A 17,527-nucleotide genomic window follows, 5' to 3' on the forward strand; every position below is an offset into this window, starting at 1 on the left:
TAAGATATAGACTATTGTATGAAAAAGATAACTTATATATTGGCTTGTGCTTGCATGATGGGATTAACTTCTTGTGCAGATACATTCCTTGATTTAGAACCGTTGGATTCAAGAACTGATGCAGTTTATTTTAAAAAACCGGAACATTTCCGTGAGTTTGCAAATGGATTTTACGGACAGCTGCTTGGCTGGCGCTCGGGTATAATGGAACACATGGACCTGCAGTCTGATTTAGTAAACAGCCGTAATGGAAACCAAGCTTATTTGGGATATGGTACATTGACCCTCGGTTATGATGATGCCCGTTGGGACCATTATAATAACATACGTACTTGTAACATATTGCTTCAACGTGGGGAAGCGTATAGTGGTAACCAGAGTGAAATTGATCCCTATCTTGGCGAAGCGTATTTCTTTCGTGCTTATAACTATTTTTACCTGTTGAAATATTTTGGAGGCGTGCCTATTATTACAGTTCCTCTCGATACGGATTCACCGGAATTGCAAAAACCGCGTAACAGCCGTTATGAGGTAGCGGACCTGATACTTAGTGACCTTCAAAATGCTATCAGCAGATTACCAAAAGAGCAGAACATTGCTACGTCGGATAAAGGACATATAAGTGAGCAAGGGGCAAAAGCATTTAAGGCTCGTGTGTTGCTGTATGAAGCTACTTGGCGCAAATACAATAAAACATCTACCGATTATGAAGGCTCTGCAGGTCCGAAAAGTGATCAGGTAAATGAGTTTTTGGAGGAGTCAATATCTCTTTCTAAAGATGTATTGGATGATGAGGTTTTTAGAATTTGGAACCATAATAACGAACTTGATAATTTGAGCAGTCGTTATCTTTTCTGTTTGGAAGATGGAAGTCAGACAGGAGGTTATGGAAAAGATAGCAATAAAGAGTTTATTATTTACTCTGTTTTTGACCGTGTTCTGAATGCAGGTGCATTTTCCTTGAATAATGAAATGAATTATATTTATCCTACCCGTAAGTTTATTGATATGTTTGTGTGCACCAACGGAATGCCGACAACTAATAATGAACAGTTTAAAGGATATCAGAATGTTACAGATGAGTATCAGAATCGTGATTATCGCCTGATGGCATATGTAGGAGGTCCGGCCGAATCTATTGGTAGCACTTCAGGGTATGGTGACCAGAAGTTCCGTAACCCTATTGTGGGTGATAAAAAAGAATCAGCCAATTATCCGGTACTGCGCTTGGCGGAAGTCTGCTTGAATTATGCGGAAGCTATAATGGAACGTTATGGTGAAATAACGGATGCCCAACTAGGGATATCAATCAATAAGTTGCGTGATCGTGCCGGAGTGGCTCATCTTACCAATGCATTGGTAGAGAAGATTAAAAAACAACTTAATTCAGAAAAGGAGCTTTCAGAGATTATGTTGGACGAGATTCGTCGTGAACGTACTGTAGAGCTTTATATGGAAGGTTTCCGGTATGATGATTTGAAACGTTGGGGAATCTTGGAAGAAACGTTGAACCAGTCCCGTTTGGGAAGAGTAGTCGGAGAAGCAGGATATAGCACTCCGTTTAAAGATGCATCTGGAAATCCAACTTCGAAGTACGATGCTAAATCGTATGTTTATGGTGAGGAAACAGTAATAACAGGAGATGGAAAAGAACATGCTTGTGTTGTGATTTCTCCTAAGGCTAATAGTACTGTACGTAAAGCACATTACCTTTGGCCGATACCTCAACACCAGATTAATCTGAATCCGAATTTAAAACAGAATCCGGGATATTAATTAGCCGAGATCTAATAATCTATTAATTAAAAATAGGATATATGAAACATTTATTGAGAAATATGATTGGAATATTTGCGGTAACATTGTTTGTGTTGCTGTTCTATGCTTGCGAACAAGATCCGCAGATAAAAAAATATGAATATCCGATGCCGGAAGTATCCGGAATGTCACCGAATATCGGATATGTTTCTTCACAAGTAGTTATTACCGGAACAAATTTCGGTGATCGTACGGAACCTGTGAAAGTTTTTTTCGGAAGTGTACTAGCGACGAAAGTATTGATGTGTAAAAATAATCGCATTGTAGTGGAAGTGCCGGACGGAGCTGCAAGCGGTGACGTAACAATGCAAATCTGGACGAATGATGTGGGTGTAATAGGTCAATACAAAGTGTTGCCTACACCATACGTGCACTCCGTTGTCTCTGATAATCCTTTGGGAACAGGAGTAGCGGAAGAGGATGATGTAGTAACGATTACCGGTGAAAATTTCGGAACGGATGTTAATGACATTGAAGTTAGTTTTAACGGGACATCAGCTAAGGAAATACGATTGGTGGATGAGTCTACCATCGAAGCTGTCACCCCCAGAAATTGGGTTTCCGGTAATGTGGTTATTACAATTCGCGGATATGCTATGACAGGAAATGCATTGTTTAATCCTAATGCAAAAGGTGACGTGACTTCTGTTTATCTGAAAAACTATAAACAGCCGTTTGCTAAAGCGAGTGAAGAAAGTTGGAAGAATGGTGAATGGTGGACACCTGCCGATTGGATACAGAATGCGGTGTCTTTTAACGCAGATGGTAGTACGACTGTTTCCGGAATGCAATATAAGGCGGCGGAAGGATATACGCTGGCCTTCCAACACGGCTGGAATAAGAAGCAATATGCTAACGGTAAGATGTACCAACAAGTTAAATTACGTCCGGGGACGTACAGATTGGAAGTGACGTATGCCTATACGAAAGTACTCGACGGAAATTTTGTGGCAGCATTTATTGTAAAAGGAACGGAAGAAAATGATATCCCGGATACTGATCAGGTTGCAACTTTGGATGGTACGAAAGGTGTGTATGCTTCATATAAGACTTCAACAGTTGATGGTGCTTCAGGGCAACTCGTGACTGCTTCGTTCAATTTGGAGGGAGAGACTGATGTGCTGATCGGCTTCCTTACTACAATGAATAGTGGTGCTAATTCTTATTTCAAAATAACAGAAGTGAAGTTGGTTCTTGAGTAAAAATATAAAAAGCAACAAGTATGAAGAAGATATATAATTATATACTGCCGGTTTTGTTTACGGTATTTGCTGCATCGTGCGACGGGGATGATGAAGAAGTCATCCGTATGCAGAATCAGGATCCTGTCGTGACGGTGACATCCGTTTCGGATGCAGTTGGTTACGTGGGAAATGAATTTACTATTTACGGGACAAATTTTGGCATAATCGCAAATGATGTGGAGGTATTTGTCGGCAATACGAAATTGCAACTCATCTCTTGTGAAGATGAAGAACTGACCGTAAGAGTTCCGGAGGGTACCACTGCCGGGCGTATCTCCGTAGTAGTTTACGGGCAACGTGTAGATACGCAATTGATGTACGACGTACTCGGGGTTCCGGGTATTAGGACGGTGATTCCTTCGTATGGTTTTGTCGGCGATGAGATTAAATTTAATGGTCACGATTTAGGAGTTCCTTCAGCTCATTATAAAGTACTGTTTAGTGGAAAAGAGGAAAGTGCTACATTTATGGCGGAACCGGAAATGGAAAGTTTCTCTGTGAAAGTGCCGGAAGGTGCGCAAAGTGGGGAGATTAAACTTAATATTACAGACAAGCCGGTCAATGTGCCCGTCGCATTTACTGTTCTTAAGCATGCCGCATTGGATGCTGTAAAAGGAGAGGCGGCAGGATATGCCACCGGAATGGCTTCCGTCAGCGGAACAAATCTCAATCAGGCGGTGCTGGATGAAACGGTAGTGTTGCAACCAGTGAAAGCATTCTTCACTCCTAAAGCCGGAGGAGATGCTGTGGAAGCCGAAGTGAAAACACAAGAAGATGAACTGTTGGATATACAGATACCTGCCACACTTGCGCCGGGAGATTATACGATTTCTGTAACTACTCCTTTCGAGAAGATAGAAAAGACTTTAGACTTTGAGATTCTTCCGAATCCGGTGCTGACAAGTATTGAGCCATTGAAAGGATACGTAGGTGCAGTGGTGACCGTTGTTGCCGAAAACCTTGGAACGATTGCCAAAGAAGATATTCAGATGATGTTCGGTGAAACTCCGGCTACTGATATAACAATAGTGGATGAAAGCACCTTTACGGTTAAGGTTCCTTCATTGACAACGTTTGGTGAGATTCCTTTGTCAATGACTATTCATGGAGTTGAAATGAATATGGGAGGCTATGCGGCGTTTGAAATATTGGCGTCGCCCGTAATCACTTCCGTTGAGACTGATAATAAGTTCAGTTCAAAAGCTGTTCAAGTAGGTAATACTGTTACTATCAAAGGAACAGGCTTCCGGAATAGTACAATCTCCAGTGCCACGTTCGGAGGACAAGATTTGAACTATACAGTAGTAAGTGATACGGAAATTACTGCTAGCGTCTCTGAGCAATGTGCTGAAGGGGAAGATGTGATAACGCTCAAGTTTGATGATGTTGTGGTGGATGTGGTGAGCGGCGATAAGCTGAATATGTTGAAAGCGGGAAGTGATATTTCGGATTATATATTAACCAATGTGAAACAGCCGTTCGAATCCAAAGAAGGAAAGACGAGCGGACATTGCACACCCGTAGGTTGGAAATTTAACTATGGTGCTGGCAATGATGGTTTCTGCCATAATGAATCTGAAATTGAAATGCCTGGAGAAGGGTTGTATATGAATGATCAAGGGGGATTATTGGTAATCCAAAGCGGATGGGAAGGCCGATCCAAAAAAATGAATGGAAAGATGTTCCAGACCTTTAATATACCTCAGGGCGTCTATGATGTAGTGATTGATGTGGCAGAACTTGCCACAAACGGAAGCGGTCGAAAGAAAGCCGGTTTATTTATCTCTAAGGGAGGGGAAGAGCAAACTCCTAATATGGATGCAAGTGGAAATTGGACAGAAAATACAAACCTACTTAAATCGGTTGATTTTTATATGCCAGGAGAAACTTATAGCGAAAATTACAAAGACCAACGTTTCGTTATTGAAAATCTTACTATAGATTATGAGGGTGAAACGACCCTAGGATTTGCTGTTCATTTTGATAGTAATAGAGCACTAAAAATATCGTCTATCAAAGTTCTGTTGAAATAATCAATTACCCAAGTAATGCAGTCTTATAACGATTGCATTACTTGCACCGAATCTTTAAAATGAAAATTATTATGAGAAAAATATATTGTATAGCAGCCGCATTCGTCCTCTTCTCCTTCGCAGGATGCGGTGATGGCGTTGATTTGCCGAGTTTAGGTGTAGAAACCGATTTAAATAAAATTATTTTGCCGGACAATAATATCAATCTTGTTCAAGTTGAACTGAAAGACAACTCAGTACCTATGGAAAAGGTTGGTATACATTCTGAAGAAGATTTTGCCCGTATTCGTGAGAAAAAAGACATGGAAGAGCCGTGGATCACGGGTTATCAGATGTTGAAAGAGAGTTCTTTCTCTCAGAAAAATACGGATACATATCCGGTTGAGTATATTGTGCGTGGAGCGGCAGTGACTATAAATGGGGCAACGGTAGGGGAAAACTATATCAATGCAGCACGTGGAGCGTCAATAGCTTACCAGCAGGCATTGCGTTGGAAGATAGAAAATGATGATGAATATGCCGCTAAGGCTGTTGAAAACTTGAATAAATGGGTACAGACCTGTGTTGGAGTTACTGGCAACTCTAATGTTTCTTTGGCTGCAGGGCTTTATGGTTATGAGTTCGCCATTGCCGGTCAATTATTGCGGGAATATGAAGGTTGGGATCCCGAAGATTTTCTGGCCTTTCAACAGTGGTTATTAAAAGTATTCTATCCGGCCAATAAGGATTTCCTGGTGCGTCATCATGATACTAACCACTTGCATTATTGGGCAAACTGGGGATTGTGCAACATTGCTTCTACAATCGCTATTGGCATTGTCACCGATAGGCGTGATATTTATAATGAAGGTATTGAACATTTCCAGTCGGGAGTGACAAACGGACGTTTGCGTCGTGCTATCTATTACGACTATTCACCCGAATACAATTTTGCACAATGGCAGGAAAGTGGACGTGATCAGGGCCATACGTTAATGTGTGTCGGTTTGGTTGGTGTTATTTGCCAGTTAGCATGGAGTCAGGGAGATGATTTCTTTGCGTATGATGATAATCTTTTCTTGCGGGGATGTGAGTATGCTGCATGTTGCAACTATACAGAGGAAACCGTGCCTTTCACTACTTATATATGGCAAAAACACAATCAGTGGAATGGCATTTCTCCGGAAGAACAGACAGTTGTAGGAGGTGGAAAGTGGATGAAACGTGCTATTTGGGCATTGCCGTATTATCATTATAAGAGTATCAAAAATATGTCGGATGAAAAACTGAAATATACTAAAATCGCTACGGAATATGTGGGTGTAGAAGGTGGCGGTGGATATTATGATCCCAATTCCGGCGGTTACGATGTATTAGGATTCGGTACATTGATGTTTGCAAGATAAAAGCAGAATGTGTTTAATGAATTTATTTAATATGAAGATATCATTAAAGTTGATAGTTGTATTTTTATTGTTGTTAGGGTGGAATAGTATTTTACGGGCGGAAATACTCGTATACCCTGTCCCGCAAGGTATATACTATGCCCGTCACAACGACGACTACACAGTAAAAGTACGGCAAGCAGGTGAAAAAGATTGGGTAGATCTTTTCGAATATAACGTAAAGGTGGATATGGATACAAAATCGGATGCAACTATGGTGCAGTTTGATTTTTCCGGTAAAGTGGAAGTATTAATACGGAAGAACAATGGAGAGATCCGTTCGGCAATAGTACGTCCACTATCTAAAGGCATTCAGCCGAAGATAGACGGGAACTTTCTGTTGTTCACATTGGATAAGCCACAAAAACTATCTGTAGAATTTAACGGTGACTGTTTGAATAATCTGCACGTATTTGCCAATCCGATAATTAAGGATATACCTGATAAGAATGATCCGAACGTGATGTATTTTGAGTCCGGTATCCATGAACCTACCGATGCGGCAGGCAAGTGTTTCCGTATTCCTTCCAACACTACGGTCTATTTGGAAGGTGGGGCAGTGCTGAAAGGCTGTCTTAATTGTGACAGCGTAGAAAATGTGAAGATTCTGGGATATGGTATGTTGCTCGAACCGCAACAGGGCATATCGGTGGCATATTCCAAAAATGTATTGATTGATGGAATTACTGTTGTCAATTCACGTCACTATACCGTTTCCGGCGGACAAAGTCAAGGAATAACCATCAAAAACCTGAAATCATTCAGCTATCAAGGGTGGAGTGACGGACTGGATTTCATGTCTTGCTCCGATATTGTCATTGATGATGTGTTTCTGCGTAATTCCGATGATTGTCTTGCTTTCTATACTCACCGTTGGAATTATTATGGAGATTGCCGGAAAGTACGTGTTCAGAATTCTACTCTTTGGGCTGATATTGCGCACCCCATTAATATCGGTACGCATGGCAATACAAAGACGGGAGATGAAGTGCTCGAAGATATGTTATTCAAAAATATCGATATCTTGGAGCATGATGAAGACGACCGCAATTATCAAGGATGTATGACCATCAACGTTGGAGACCATAACTTGGCACGCAACATAACGTTCGAGGATATTCGGGTCGAAAATATTCAGGAAGGGCAACTGTTCCATCTTCGTGTGATGTATAACCAAAAGTATAATACCGGTCCGGGAAGAGGCGTGAAGGATATTGTGTTCCGTAATATCTCTTGTACAGGCAAGTATATCAATCCTTCCTTGATAGAAGGTTATGATAAGAACTGCAAAGTAGAGAATATTCTGTTCGAGAATATCGTATTGAACGGTAAACGGGTGACTACATTGGAAGAGTTGAACGTGGATAAGAAAGATTTTGTAGGAAAAGTGAGAATAAAGTAACTTTTCAACTAAAAGTTTTATTCAATTTTGCTGTCATACCCTCATAGTCTCTTGAATCCCCTTATTCATCGGTGCTTGAGCTATGAGGGTAAGTATGATGGTAGCATGAGGGTAACTTTTGCTCTCATACCCCGTTGGATATTATGTCGGCCTGTAGTATTGTAATGATGGCTCCTTATATTCTTCTTGCAAGCTGTCTTGTTTCTCAAGAGCTTACAGGTGTGAATAGACAGGCTCACAGCAGTGGGCTTTTGGGCTTACATTTGTGGATAGAAGAGCTCACTGCTGTGAGCTTCTCTGTTTGATTAAAGGTTAATATATGAAGTATGGGGCAGTAAACAGTTACTCTCATGCTGCCATCATATTAACTCCCATAGCTGAAATGCTCTTATTCTTGCACTATTCTTATACTGATACGAAATGAAAAGATACATTTACCTTCTAGTCCTTACATTGATAAACAATTTACCAAGTGTAGCTGATTCTCCTTTTCAATTGAAAAGACTGCAAGTGGAATATGCTGTGACACCGCTGGGAATTGATGTAGAGAACCCCCGTTTCAGTTGGCAAATGGAGGGAGATACTGATGAAAGAGGTTTATTGCAGACAGCTCGTCAAATCGTTGTAATCGATGAGGCTGGCGTGCAAGTATGGGATTCAAAGAAAATCACCGATGATCAATCTTTGAATATTGAATATGCCGGACTTCCGTTAAAAGCTGCTACCCGCTATCAGTGGACGGTTCATGTATGGGATACGAAACATAGAAAAGTATCCGCTTCTTCCTGGTTCGAAACCGGGCTGATGAGTAGTGATCGTGCCTATGAGGGATGGGGCGGTGCGAAATGGATTGGAGCAGGGGATGAGGATAGGACATTCTATTCCCATTATCTTCCGGTTTTTAAGTTGAACTTCTCCTTGCGGTTGGACGAAACGACAAGGACCACCTGTTCGGGATTTATTTATGGAGCGAATGATGAGCGCTTGATGGAACGGTATAAGAACCTCTATCAGCTGGAAAACAAAAAAGACGAATCATATATAAAGGTTGAATTGAATATCACTCCGTTGCTTTCGGGGCAAGATGCGGTGTTGAATATATATCGTGTAGGCTACCATCCGGATGATAAGAAAGACATTCCTTATAAAAGTTTCGCTATTCCGCAGGAGATGGTCAATGAACATAATAAATACGATTGGCACACGGTGACCCTTCGCTCGAATTTAGGTTTTACACAGTTTTATGTGGACAATACCGACAAGCAGATCGGCTCTGTCAATCTGAATCCTTTAGGGCAGGGCGGTGACTTTATCGCTTTTCCGGTGGTAGGAGATGTGGGGTATTTTGTTCCTGCCGGTCAGGCAGCTTCTTTCTCAAAAGTAGAAATTGCAAACTTTCGAAGTCCGGCGAATGTAATTACTACGTTGCAAGATTCAGTATGCCGTATAGTTGGTAGGATATCGGACACTTTCACTACTTTTGCTCCTGAATCCCATTCGGCTCCCATGCTCAGAACGCTCTTTGCTTCTTCGGAGGCGAAGATAAAGAAGGCGCGGTTATATGTTACTTCACGCGGTATCTATGAAGTATATCTGAATGGCAGACGGATAGGGAATGATTATTTCAATCCCGGAATCACCCAATATAACAAAACGCACTTATATCAGACATTTGACGTAACAGAATATATCCATTCCGGTCAAAATGCACTCGGTGCTTTACTGTCCGAAGGATGGTGGAGCGGAGGAGCAACCTTTACAGGAGATAATTGGAACTTTTTCGGAGACCGCCAGTCATTACTGGCAAAACTGGTAATCACTTATGCAGATGGACAGGAGAAGGTTGTAATAACCGAACCCTCTACCTGGCAATATTACAATAGAGGTCCTATCTGTTATGGTAGCTTCTTTCAGGGAGAAGTATACGACGCTTTGCGTGATGCGAGGGTGAAAGGATGGAGTACGGCTTCCTATAACGCCGTAGACTGGAAACCTGCCTGTGAAGTAGCTTTGGAAGGCAACGTCAGTATGGAAGGAAATCCGGATAAACCTCGGGTAAATGATTATTCCGACTTTGAACTGATAGGGCAGTTCGGCCAGACAGTAAAAGCAAAAAAGGAGCTGACCGCCCTCTCGGTGGAGGAAGTACGCCCCGGTGTATTTGTTTATGATATGGGACAGAATATGGTCGGTGTACCTAAGATAAAACTGTCCGGTATGAAACCCGGAACAAGAATATGTCTGCGTTTTGCTGAAGTGAAATATCCGGATTTGCCCGAATATAAAGGTAACACCGGAATGATTATGTTAGAGAATATCCGTGCTGCCATGGCACAGGACATCTATATCGCTAAAGGAGGTGAAGAAACGATTTTTCCCCGTTTCACCTATCATGGTTATCGCTTTGTGGAAATAACCGGTATTGATGAACCCCTTCCCGCAGCGTCGGTGAAAGGAGTAGTGCTTAGCTCCATTCACGAGCTGGCTTCCCGTTACGAAACATCGGACGAGAAAGTAAATAAGTTGTGGGAGAATATTACTTGGTCTTCCTTTGCCAATTTTATGTCTATCCCCACCGACTGCCCTCAACGGAACGAACGTTTGGGATGGGCAGGAGATATTTCCGTATTCTCCCGTACGGCTACGTACCTGGCGGACGTACCTCAATTTTTGAGAAGATACCTTCGTTCTATGCGTGATGTACAGCGGGAAGATGGTCGCTTTCCGGACATTGCTCCTTTGGGTGGAGGATTCGGTGGTTTGCTGTGGGGAAGTGCCGGAATCACAGTTCCTTGGGAGTGTTACCTGCAATACGGAGACAAAGTTCTCTTGGCTGAACACTATGACGCCATGAAACGATATATTTCCTATATCCTCGACAAGACCATCGACCCGAAAACAAATCTGCTTGTACAGAGCAGGGCATGGGGTGATTTGTGTGATTGGCTCGGTCTTGAAGATAACAGGAATGATAAATCTCTCTTATGGGAAGCCTATTTTATTTATGACCTCGAATTAATGAGCAAGATAGCCACTATCTTGGGTAAGACTACAGATGCGGAAGAATATCGGAAGTTGCACAGCGACAGAAAGGCTTTCTTCAATAGCACTTACCTGCAACCGGAAACCTGCAAGACCATTCACTCCGCTTTCGTACCGAAGAAGCAGGGAACGTTGGTGGATACACAAACTTCTTATGTCCTCCCGTTGGTATTCGGCATCATTGATGAAGAGAATAAACCGAAATTTGTCAAGAATCTGATGGAAACAATTGTCAGAGAAAATAGGACAGAGCAAGGCAGATGGTGTCCTCCTTATTCGTTGATGACCGGTTTTATCGGGACGGCATGGATTAGTAAAGCATTGTCCGATAATGGTTGCAGTGAGGCGGCGTACAAGTTGTTACAGCAGACGAACTATCCGTCGTGGCTGTATTCGGTGGAGCAAGGAGCCACTACCATTTGGGAACGGTTGAATTCCTATACCCATGAAGATGGATTCGGTGGAAATAACCGTATGAATTCTTTCAATCATTATTCTTTTGGTGCAGTTGGCGCATGGATGTACAATTACTCTTTAGGTATAGAACGGGATGAAAACTTCCCCGGATTTAAACACTTTGTGCTGAAACCGGAAGTGGATACCTGTGGGAATATGACTTATGCCAAAGGATATTATGATTCTATGTATGGACGTATCGAAAGTAGTTGGAGAGTAGAAGAAGATGCAGTTATTTATCAGTGTACAGTTCCGGCAAATACAACTGCAACGTTACATCTTCCTGCAACTTCAGTGAAGAACATTGTTGAGGGGAATAGAACTTTAAAGAAAAGCAAAGGGATAGAGTATGTCGGAATAGAAGATGGTAGGTTAGTATTGCGGCTTTTGGCCGGCAGATATTCCTTTGGAATCAAATAAAGACAGAAGAAAGCCCTATATCTTGAAAGAACAGATATAGGGGAATAAGAGGACATCTCACGCGTTGGAAATATTCTTTTGTAACAACTTGCTTTGGTTTTGTGCACAGAATGAATACTTTTTGCTTTGGATTTGAATATAAAAATCTTATATTTTGCTTTGGATTTGCGCTAAGTATGCCATCTTTGTATTGATTATAAATAAGTTAGTTAGCAATGTTTCAACGATTAGCCATAAAAGCCCTTCAGCAATGGGCACAGAAAGAAGAAAGGAAACCTTTGGTTTTGAGAGAGGGCAAGACTAAACAGATATTAATAAAATGATAAATTAAAGGCTTCATGAGATCAAGGCTGTTTTAGCTTTGATTTTCACGAAGCCTTTATTATTGTGAATACTGTGATGATTATAATATTATCTGTCGTTTTTTCTCATCATCCACTACAGCCATCATTCCTTCTACTTGTGCAAGAGCTAGCATACGTCCGTGGAAAGAATATCCCGGGTTGTAGCCTTTATCTTCATCTCCCAGCATCATTCGTCCGTGGTCTACACGCATCGGTAATCCCGGATTCTCATTTTCGAAGATACGGATAAGGTCAATCAGATGTCCTCTTCCCGTAAGATGGGAGCTTTCAATGAAGTTTCCACCTTGCATGGCAGCTGTGCTGCGCAGATGTACGAAATGAGTTCTTTTTGCAAATTTCTTAGCCAACTCACGTGTATCGTTATGTTCGCCTGCACTCAAAGAGCCTGCACAGAAAGTCAATCCATTATGAGGATTATTTACGGCATTCAGGAACCATTCAATATCATTTTCATTGGTAACGATACGTGGTAAACCTAATACCTGGAATGGAGGGTCATCCGGATGTACGCACATATTAACTCCATATTCTTCGCATACAGGCATGATTGCAGATAAGAAATAACGCATATTTTCACGCAAAGCATCCCGGTCTATATCTTTGTACAAAGCAAGTAACCGCTTGAAGATGGAAACCGGATTTTTATCTCCTTCTTTGATATTGCCATTAACAAAACCTTGAGTCTTGACAATGATCGTATCAATCAAAGCGTCTTTTTCTGCTTCTGTGATAACCTTATCCAACTCGGCAACTTTCTGAAGTTCTTCTTCAGTGTAATCTTTTTCAGCTCCTTCACGTTCCAAGATTCGGATATCGAAATAAGCAAAGCGGATATGGTCGTAATACAGAGAACTGGTACCATCCGGCCAAGGGTGTTGCAAGTCTGTACGTATCCAGTCGATAACGGGCATGAAGTTGTAACATACTGTCTTTATACCGCATTTACCCAAATTGGCAAGGCTTATTTTGTAGTTTTCAATTAACTGTTCACGTTCCGCTCCTGCGTATTTGATTGCTTCACATACAGGAAGACTTTCCACTACCGACCAACGTAAACCATAAGATTCGATATATGATTTCAAATCGTTAATAGCTTCCATTGTCCATATTTCACCGTTCGGTACATCATGCAGGGCAGTGACAATTCCTTCTACCCCTATTTGTCGGAGCATCGGCAAGGTTATCTTATCCTTTTTGCCAAACCATCTCCAAGTCTTTTCCATCATAGTCTTTCTCTTTATAACAGGCTATTATTTATTGCTTAAACTCCGCTGAATGCACTGAAACCACCATCAATAGGTAGCATTGCTCCGGTTACGAAGCTAGCGGCTTCACTGCACAGGAATTGTACAGCACCGTTCAATTCTTTGATATCGCCGAAACGATTCATCGGAGTTTTGGCTAACACCTTTTTACTTCTGTCGGTCAATGAACCATCCGGGTTGATAAGTACACGACGGTTTTGGTCACCGATAAAGAATCCCGGAGCGATAGCATTTACACGGATACCATCACCGTATTTCAGTGCCATTTCGCTTGCCAGCCATTGGGTGAAGTTGGCTACTGCCGTTTTAGCGGCCGAGTAACCCGGTACACGGGTGATAGCACTATAAGCAGCCATAGAAGATACATTGATGATGCATCCTTTCTTCTGTTTTGCCATTACCTTACCGAATATCATAGACGGATAAACTGTACCGTTCATATTCAGGTTAGTCACTTTTTCCCAGCAAGAGATGTCCATATCATAGAAGTGCTGATCCGGTTCGAGAGTAGCTCCCGGCATATTGCCACCGGCAATGTTCAATAGAATATCGATCTGTCCCCATTTGGCTACGACTTCTTCGGCTACTTTCTCCAGGCTGGCGGTGTCAAGTACATTACCGATGATGCCGATTACATCGTTACCGTATTGCTTAAGTTCAGCCACACGGTTGTCCAGTTGCTCCTGACGAATGTCAATAGCTACAACTTTTGCTCCCTGCTGTACAAAGTGTTGGGCAATATTTCCGCCCAGTACACCACCTGCTCCGGTAATAACAGCAACTTTACCGGCAATACTAAATAATTCGTTCATGTTTTCTATCAAATGTTTTTATGAATGGATGCAAAAATAGCGGGTTTTTATACATGCTATGATGCGTATTTTTGCAAGATATTTACCTATCTTTGCAAAAGCAGTTTAGAAAGGAGATTTATGAAGAAGATAATGAATGAGAAGTTGACTATTACGACTTCTAATCCCGTCCGTGCCCGCTTTTATGAATATCCACGTTTCACGTATCCGTGGCATTTTCATAGTGAGTATGAAATTATTTATGTGGAGAAGGGAGAGGGGGATTGTCTGGTGGGTGACAGCATTATCTCCTATTCAAAAGGTGATTTGATTCTTTTCGGTTCCGAACTGCCTCATAGTATGCAAAGTCCACCGGACGACGGGGAAGAATCTGATAATGAAGAAAAATCCGAACTGAAAGTAAGAGGAGTCAATATTCAGTTTGAGAAAGATTTTATGCATTATTCTATTTCTCAATACTCCCAGTTTATTCCTATCAGGAATTTATTGGAGGATGCTTGCAGAGGAATTAAATTCACAATTACCCGTTCGGGGAAAATCATTAAGTTATTGGAACAAATTCCTTCTGCCAAAGGAGCGGATCAAATTATCCTGTTGCTTTCACTTCTACAGATGATGGCTACTAGCAATCATAAGAAATATCTGACTACTTCTCATTATACTCCGTCTCCTTCGATTATGCGTAATGAAAGAATGGAAAAAGTGATTGCCTATTTGAATAAACATTATACCGAGTCTATCGGTCTGGATGAAATTGCTTCTTATACAGCGATGAACCCTACTGCTTTCTGCCGATACTTTAAAGAAAACACAGGAAAAACATTCAAAGAGTATGTACTTGATATGCGTATCGGATATGCTTGTAAACTATTGAATAGTAGTATGATGAATATATCTCAAATCAGTGCTACTTGCGGATTTGAATCACCTGTACATTTTAACCGCATTTTTAAAAGGGTGACAGGAATGACACCTACTTTATATAGAGAGCAGATGGAATAAGCTTTTCAGGCAATAAACATTTGAGTATAATTTCTTCCTCGTTCGTATATAATAGAAAAGATGAATAAACATGAGCGTAAATAGAATGAAGAAAAGAATTTTGCTTTTGTTGTTGGTGATACCGGCATTGATAAAAGCGCAAGATGTGATGACAGAAACCCGTCAGGAACTGACGTCTCCCGACGGAGCTTATCGTTTTACCTTTTATCAGCGTGCGGTAGGAGAGGATAATACACAAATGTATTATACCTTGACTTATAAGAATCGTCCGGTGATTGAAGAAAGTAAACTGGGTGTTCTGATTGAAAATCAGTTATTTGAATCAGCGTTGGGTATACCGAATGATACTTGTCATTTTTGGTGTGAGAATTTGAAGTTGACAGGGACTGAACATCAAAAAACGGACGAAATATGGAAACCTGTATATGGCGAGCGTGCGGAGGTTCGTGATTGCTATAATGAGATGACTTTGAAGTTCAAGAAAGGGGAAGGAAAAGGCAATCAGGACGGTGGTTATGATAAGCGTAAGAACTACTTTATGAATGTCATAGTTCGCGCCTATAATGAAGGAGTTGCTTTCCGCTATCATTTTCCGGAAATGACAAACGGGCTTTTCTTGCATATTGTCGGTGAGCAGACTAGCTTCACAATGCCTGAAGGAACGATGGCGTATTATGAACGTTGGGCGCAAGGACCTTATGAATTTCGTCCGTTGAAAGGATGGGGTAAAGAGGAGAGTGAGCGTCCATTGACATTGAAACTTCCTGATGGATTATCAGTAGCTTTGTTGGAAGCAGAAATGGTGGATTATGTTCGTGGTAAATTCCGTTTATCGGCAGAGAAACCTTCCACTTTGGAGACAAGCTTGTATAGTAGCGTCGATATTATTTCTCCTTACAGTACTCCGTGGCGTGTAATCATGGTTGGCGAACGTCCGGTCGATTTAATTAATAATAATGATCTTGTCTTGAATCTGAATCCGGCTTGCAAACTGGCTGATACTTCTTGGATCAAACCCGGGAAAGTATTCCGTTCGGGCGACTTGAAACAAGATAGAGTAAAAGCAGCCATTGACTTTGCGGCAGAACGTGGTATTCAGTATGTGCACATGGATGCAGGATGGTACGGACCGGAAATGAAAATGAGTTCGGACGCTACTACTGTTTCTCCTGATAAAGACCTTGATATACCCGCTTTGTGTAAATATGCCGAATCGAAAGGAATCGGACTTATGGTGTATGTCAATCAGCGCGCATTAGTGCAGCAGTTGGATACTTTATTGCCATTGTATAAGAAATGGGGGCTGAAAGGTGTCAAGTTCGGTTTTGTGCAGATAGGTAATCAGCGTTGGAGTACCTGGCTGCATGATGCAGTTCGTCAATGTGGAGAATATGATCTGATGGTAGATATTCATGACGAATATCGTCCGACAGGTTTCAGCCGTACTTATCCTAACCTGATGACGCAGGAAGGTATTCGTGGAAATGAAGAAATGCCGGATGCCACACACAATACGACTCTTCCTTTTACCCGCTATCTGGCAGGTGCAGGAGACTATACGCTTTGCTATTTCAATAACCGGGTGAAGAATACGAAAGCACATCAGTTGGCGATGGCAGCTGTGTATTACAGTCCTTTGCAATTTATGTTTTGGTATGACAGACCGGAATTCTATCAGGGAGAAGAAGAACTGGAATTTTGGAAAGCAATTCCGAGTGTATGGGATGACAGCCGCGCGTTAGATGGAGAGATTGGTGAATATATCGTTCAGGCACGTCGTTCGGGGAATGACTGGTTTGTAGGAGCAATGACGAATACGGAAGCCCGCACAATTACATTGACTACGGATTTTCTGGAACCGGGTAAGAAGTATATGCTTCACCTGTACGAAGATGACGACAAATTGAATACACGCACAAAAGTACGCAGTACTCATAAGAAGATAAAAGCCGGAGATAAGCTTGTTTTGAAGCTAAAAGCGAGTGGCGGAGCCGCATTGCATTTCACTCCGCTAAAGAAATGACTCAAATTATTTTGATGGTCATTGAGTATGTGAAAATGACAAGTAAATGATAATTTATTGGGGTGCCCTGAAAGGGCTTAATTATATAGCGTAGGGCAACGCCCTACGCTATATAATTAAGCCCTTTCAGGGCACCCCAATAAATATATAATTGTAAAGCTTTCAGCCGAACTGCAAAATTCCCATTTAACCGCTAAATTCCCATTTGTAGTCTTTATTGG

10 protein-coding genes are annotated in these 17,527 nt (G+C 41.6%); 8 read left to right on the forward strand and 2 right to left on the reverse strand.

Annotated features, from left to right (window positions below; translation table 11 throughout):
* Positions 1-18 precede the first annotated feature (18 nt).
* The 6 genes from BACFIN_RS08360 to BACFIN_RS08335 all read left to right on the forward strand — a co-directional run bounded on the left by BACFIN_RS08360 (position 19) and on the right by BACFIN_RS08335 (position 11,839).
* Positions 19-1,776, forward strand: a complete 1,758-nt coding sequence (locus BACFIN_RS08360; RefSeq protein ID WP_007754245.1) for a RagB/SusD family nutrient uptake outer membrane protein — start codon at positions 19-21, stop codon at positions 1,774-1,776.
* 41 nt (positions 1,777-1,817) lie between these two features.
* Entirely contained in the window at positions 1,818-3,020 is a 1,203-nt protein-coding gene (locus BACFIN_RS08355) for a DUF5013 domain-containing protein (RefSeq protein WP_007754247.1), read from the forward strand.
* A 20-nt stretch (positions 3,021-3,040) separates the two neighbouring features.
* Positions 3,041-5,095 (forward strand): IPT/TIG domain-containing protein, encoded by a 2,055-nt coding sequence (locus BACFIN_RS08350; protein WP_007754250.1) that lies wholly within the window; start codon positions 3,041-3,043, stop codon positions 5,093-5,095.
* 71 nt (positions 5,096-5,166) lie between these two features.
* A complete protein-coding gene (locus BACFIN_RS08345; protein WP_032839652.1) occupies positions 5,167-6,480 on the forward strand; it encodes an alginate lyase family protein in 1,314 nt (437 codons plus the stop codon).
* Between the two features lie 16 nt (positions 6,481-6,496).
* Positions 6,497-7,921: a glycosyl hydrolase family 28 protein gene (locus BACFIN_RS08340; protein WP_007754254.1), complete on the forward strand. Its 1,425-nt coding sequence runs from the start codon at positions 6,497-6,499 to the stop codon at positions 7,919-7,921.
* 420 nt (positions 7,922-8,341) lie between these two features.
* Entirely contained in the window at positions 8,342-11,839 is a 3,498-nt protein-coding gene (locus BACFIN_RS08335) for a family 78 glycoside hydrolase catalytic domain (RefSeq protein WP_007754255.1), read from the forward strand.
* 403 nt (positions 11,840-12,242) lie between these two features.
* Here the strand turns inward: BACFIN_RS08335 and uxuA are convergent, their stop codons facing one another.
* Together uxuA and BACFIN_RS08325 are read right to left on the reverse strand one after the other, a co-directional pair.
* A complete protein-coding gene (gene uxuA, locus BACFIN_RS08330) occupies positions 12,243-13,430 on the reverse strand; it encodes a mannonate dehydratase (protein ID WP_007754256.1) in 1,188 nt (395 codons plus the stop codon).
* 35 nt (positions 13,431-13,465) lie between these two features.
* Positions 13,466-14,281: an SDR family oxidoreductase gene (locus BACFIN_RS08325; protein ID WP_007754258.1), complete on the reverse strand. Its 816-nt coding sequence runs from the start codon at positions 14,279-14,281 to the stop codon at positions 13,466-13,468.
* Positions 14,282-14,401: 120 nt separating this feature from the next.
* On the opposite strand from BACFIN_RS08325, the gene BACFIN_RS08320 reads away from it, so the two are divergent.
* Entirely contained in the window at positions 14,402-15,283 is an 882-nt protein-coding gene (locus BACFIN_RS08320; RefSeq protein WP_032839653.1) for an AraC family transcriptional regulator, read from the forward strand.
* 70 nt (positions 15,284-15,353) lie between these two features.
* Positions 15,354-17,306 carry a glycoside hydrolase family 97 protein gene (locus BACFIN_RS08315; RefSeq protein WP_007754260.1) on the forward strand — a complete coding sequence of 651 codons (1,953 nt, stop codon included), beginning with the start codon at positions 15,354-15,356 and terminating at the stop codon, positions 17,304-17,306.
* Positions 17,307-17,527 lie beyond the last annotated feature (221 nt).

Origin of the sequence: Bacteroides finegoldii DSM 17565 (assembly GCF_000156195.1) — a bacterium.
In the GTDB taxonomy this organism is placed as follows: Bacteria; Bacteroidota; Bacteroidia; order Bacteroidales; family Bacteroidaceae; genus Bacteroides; species Bacteroides finegoldii.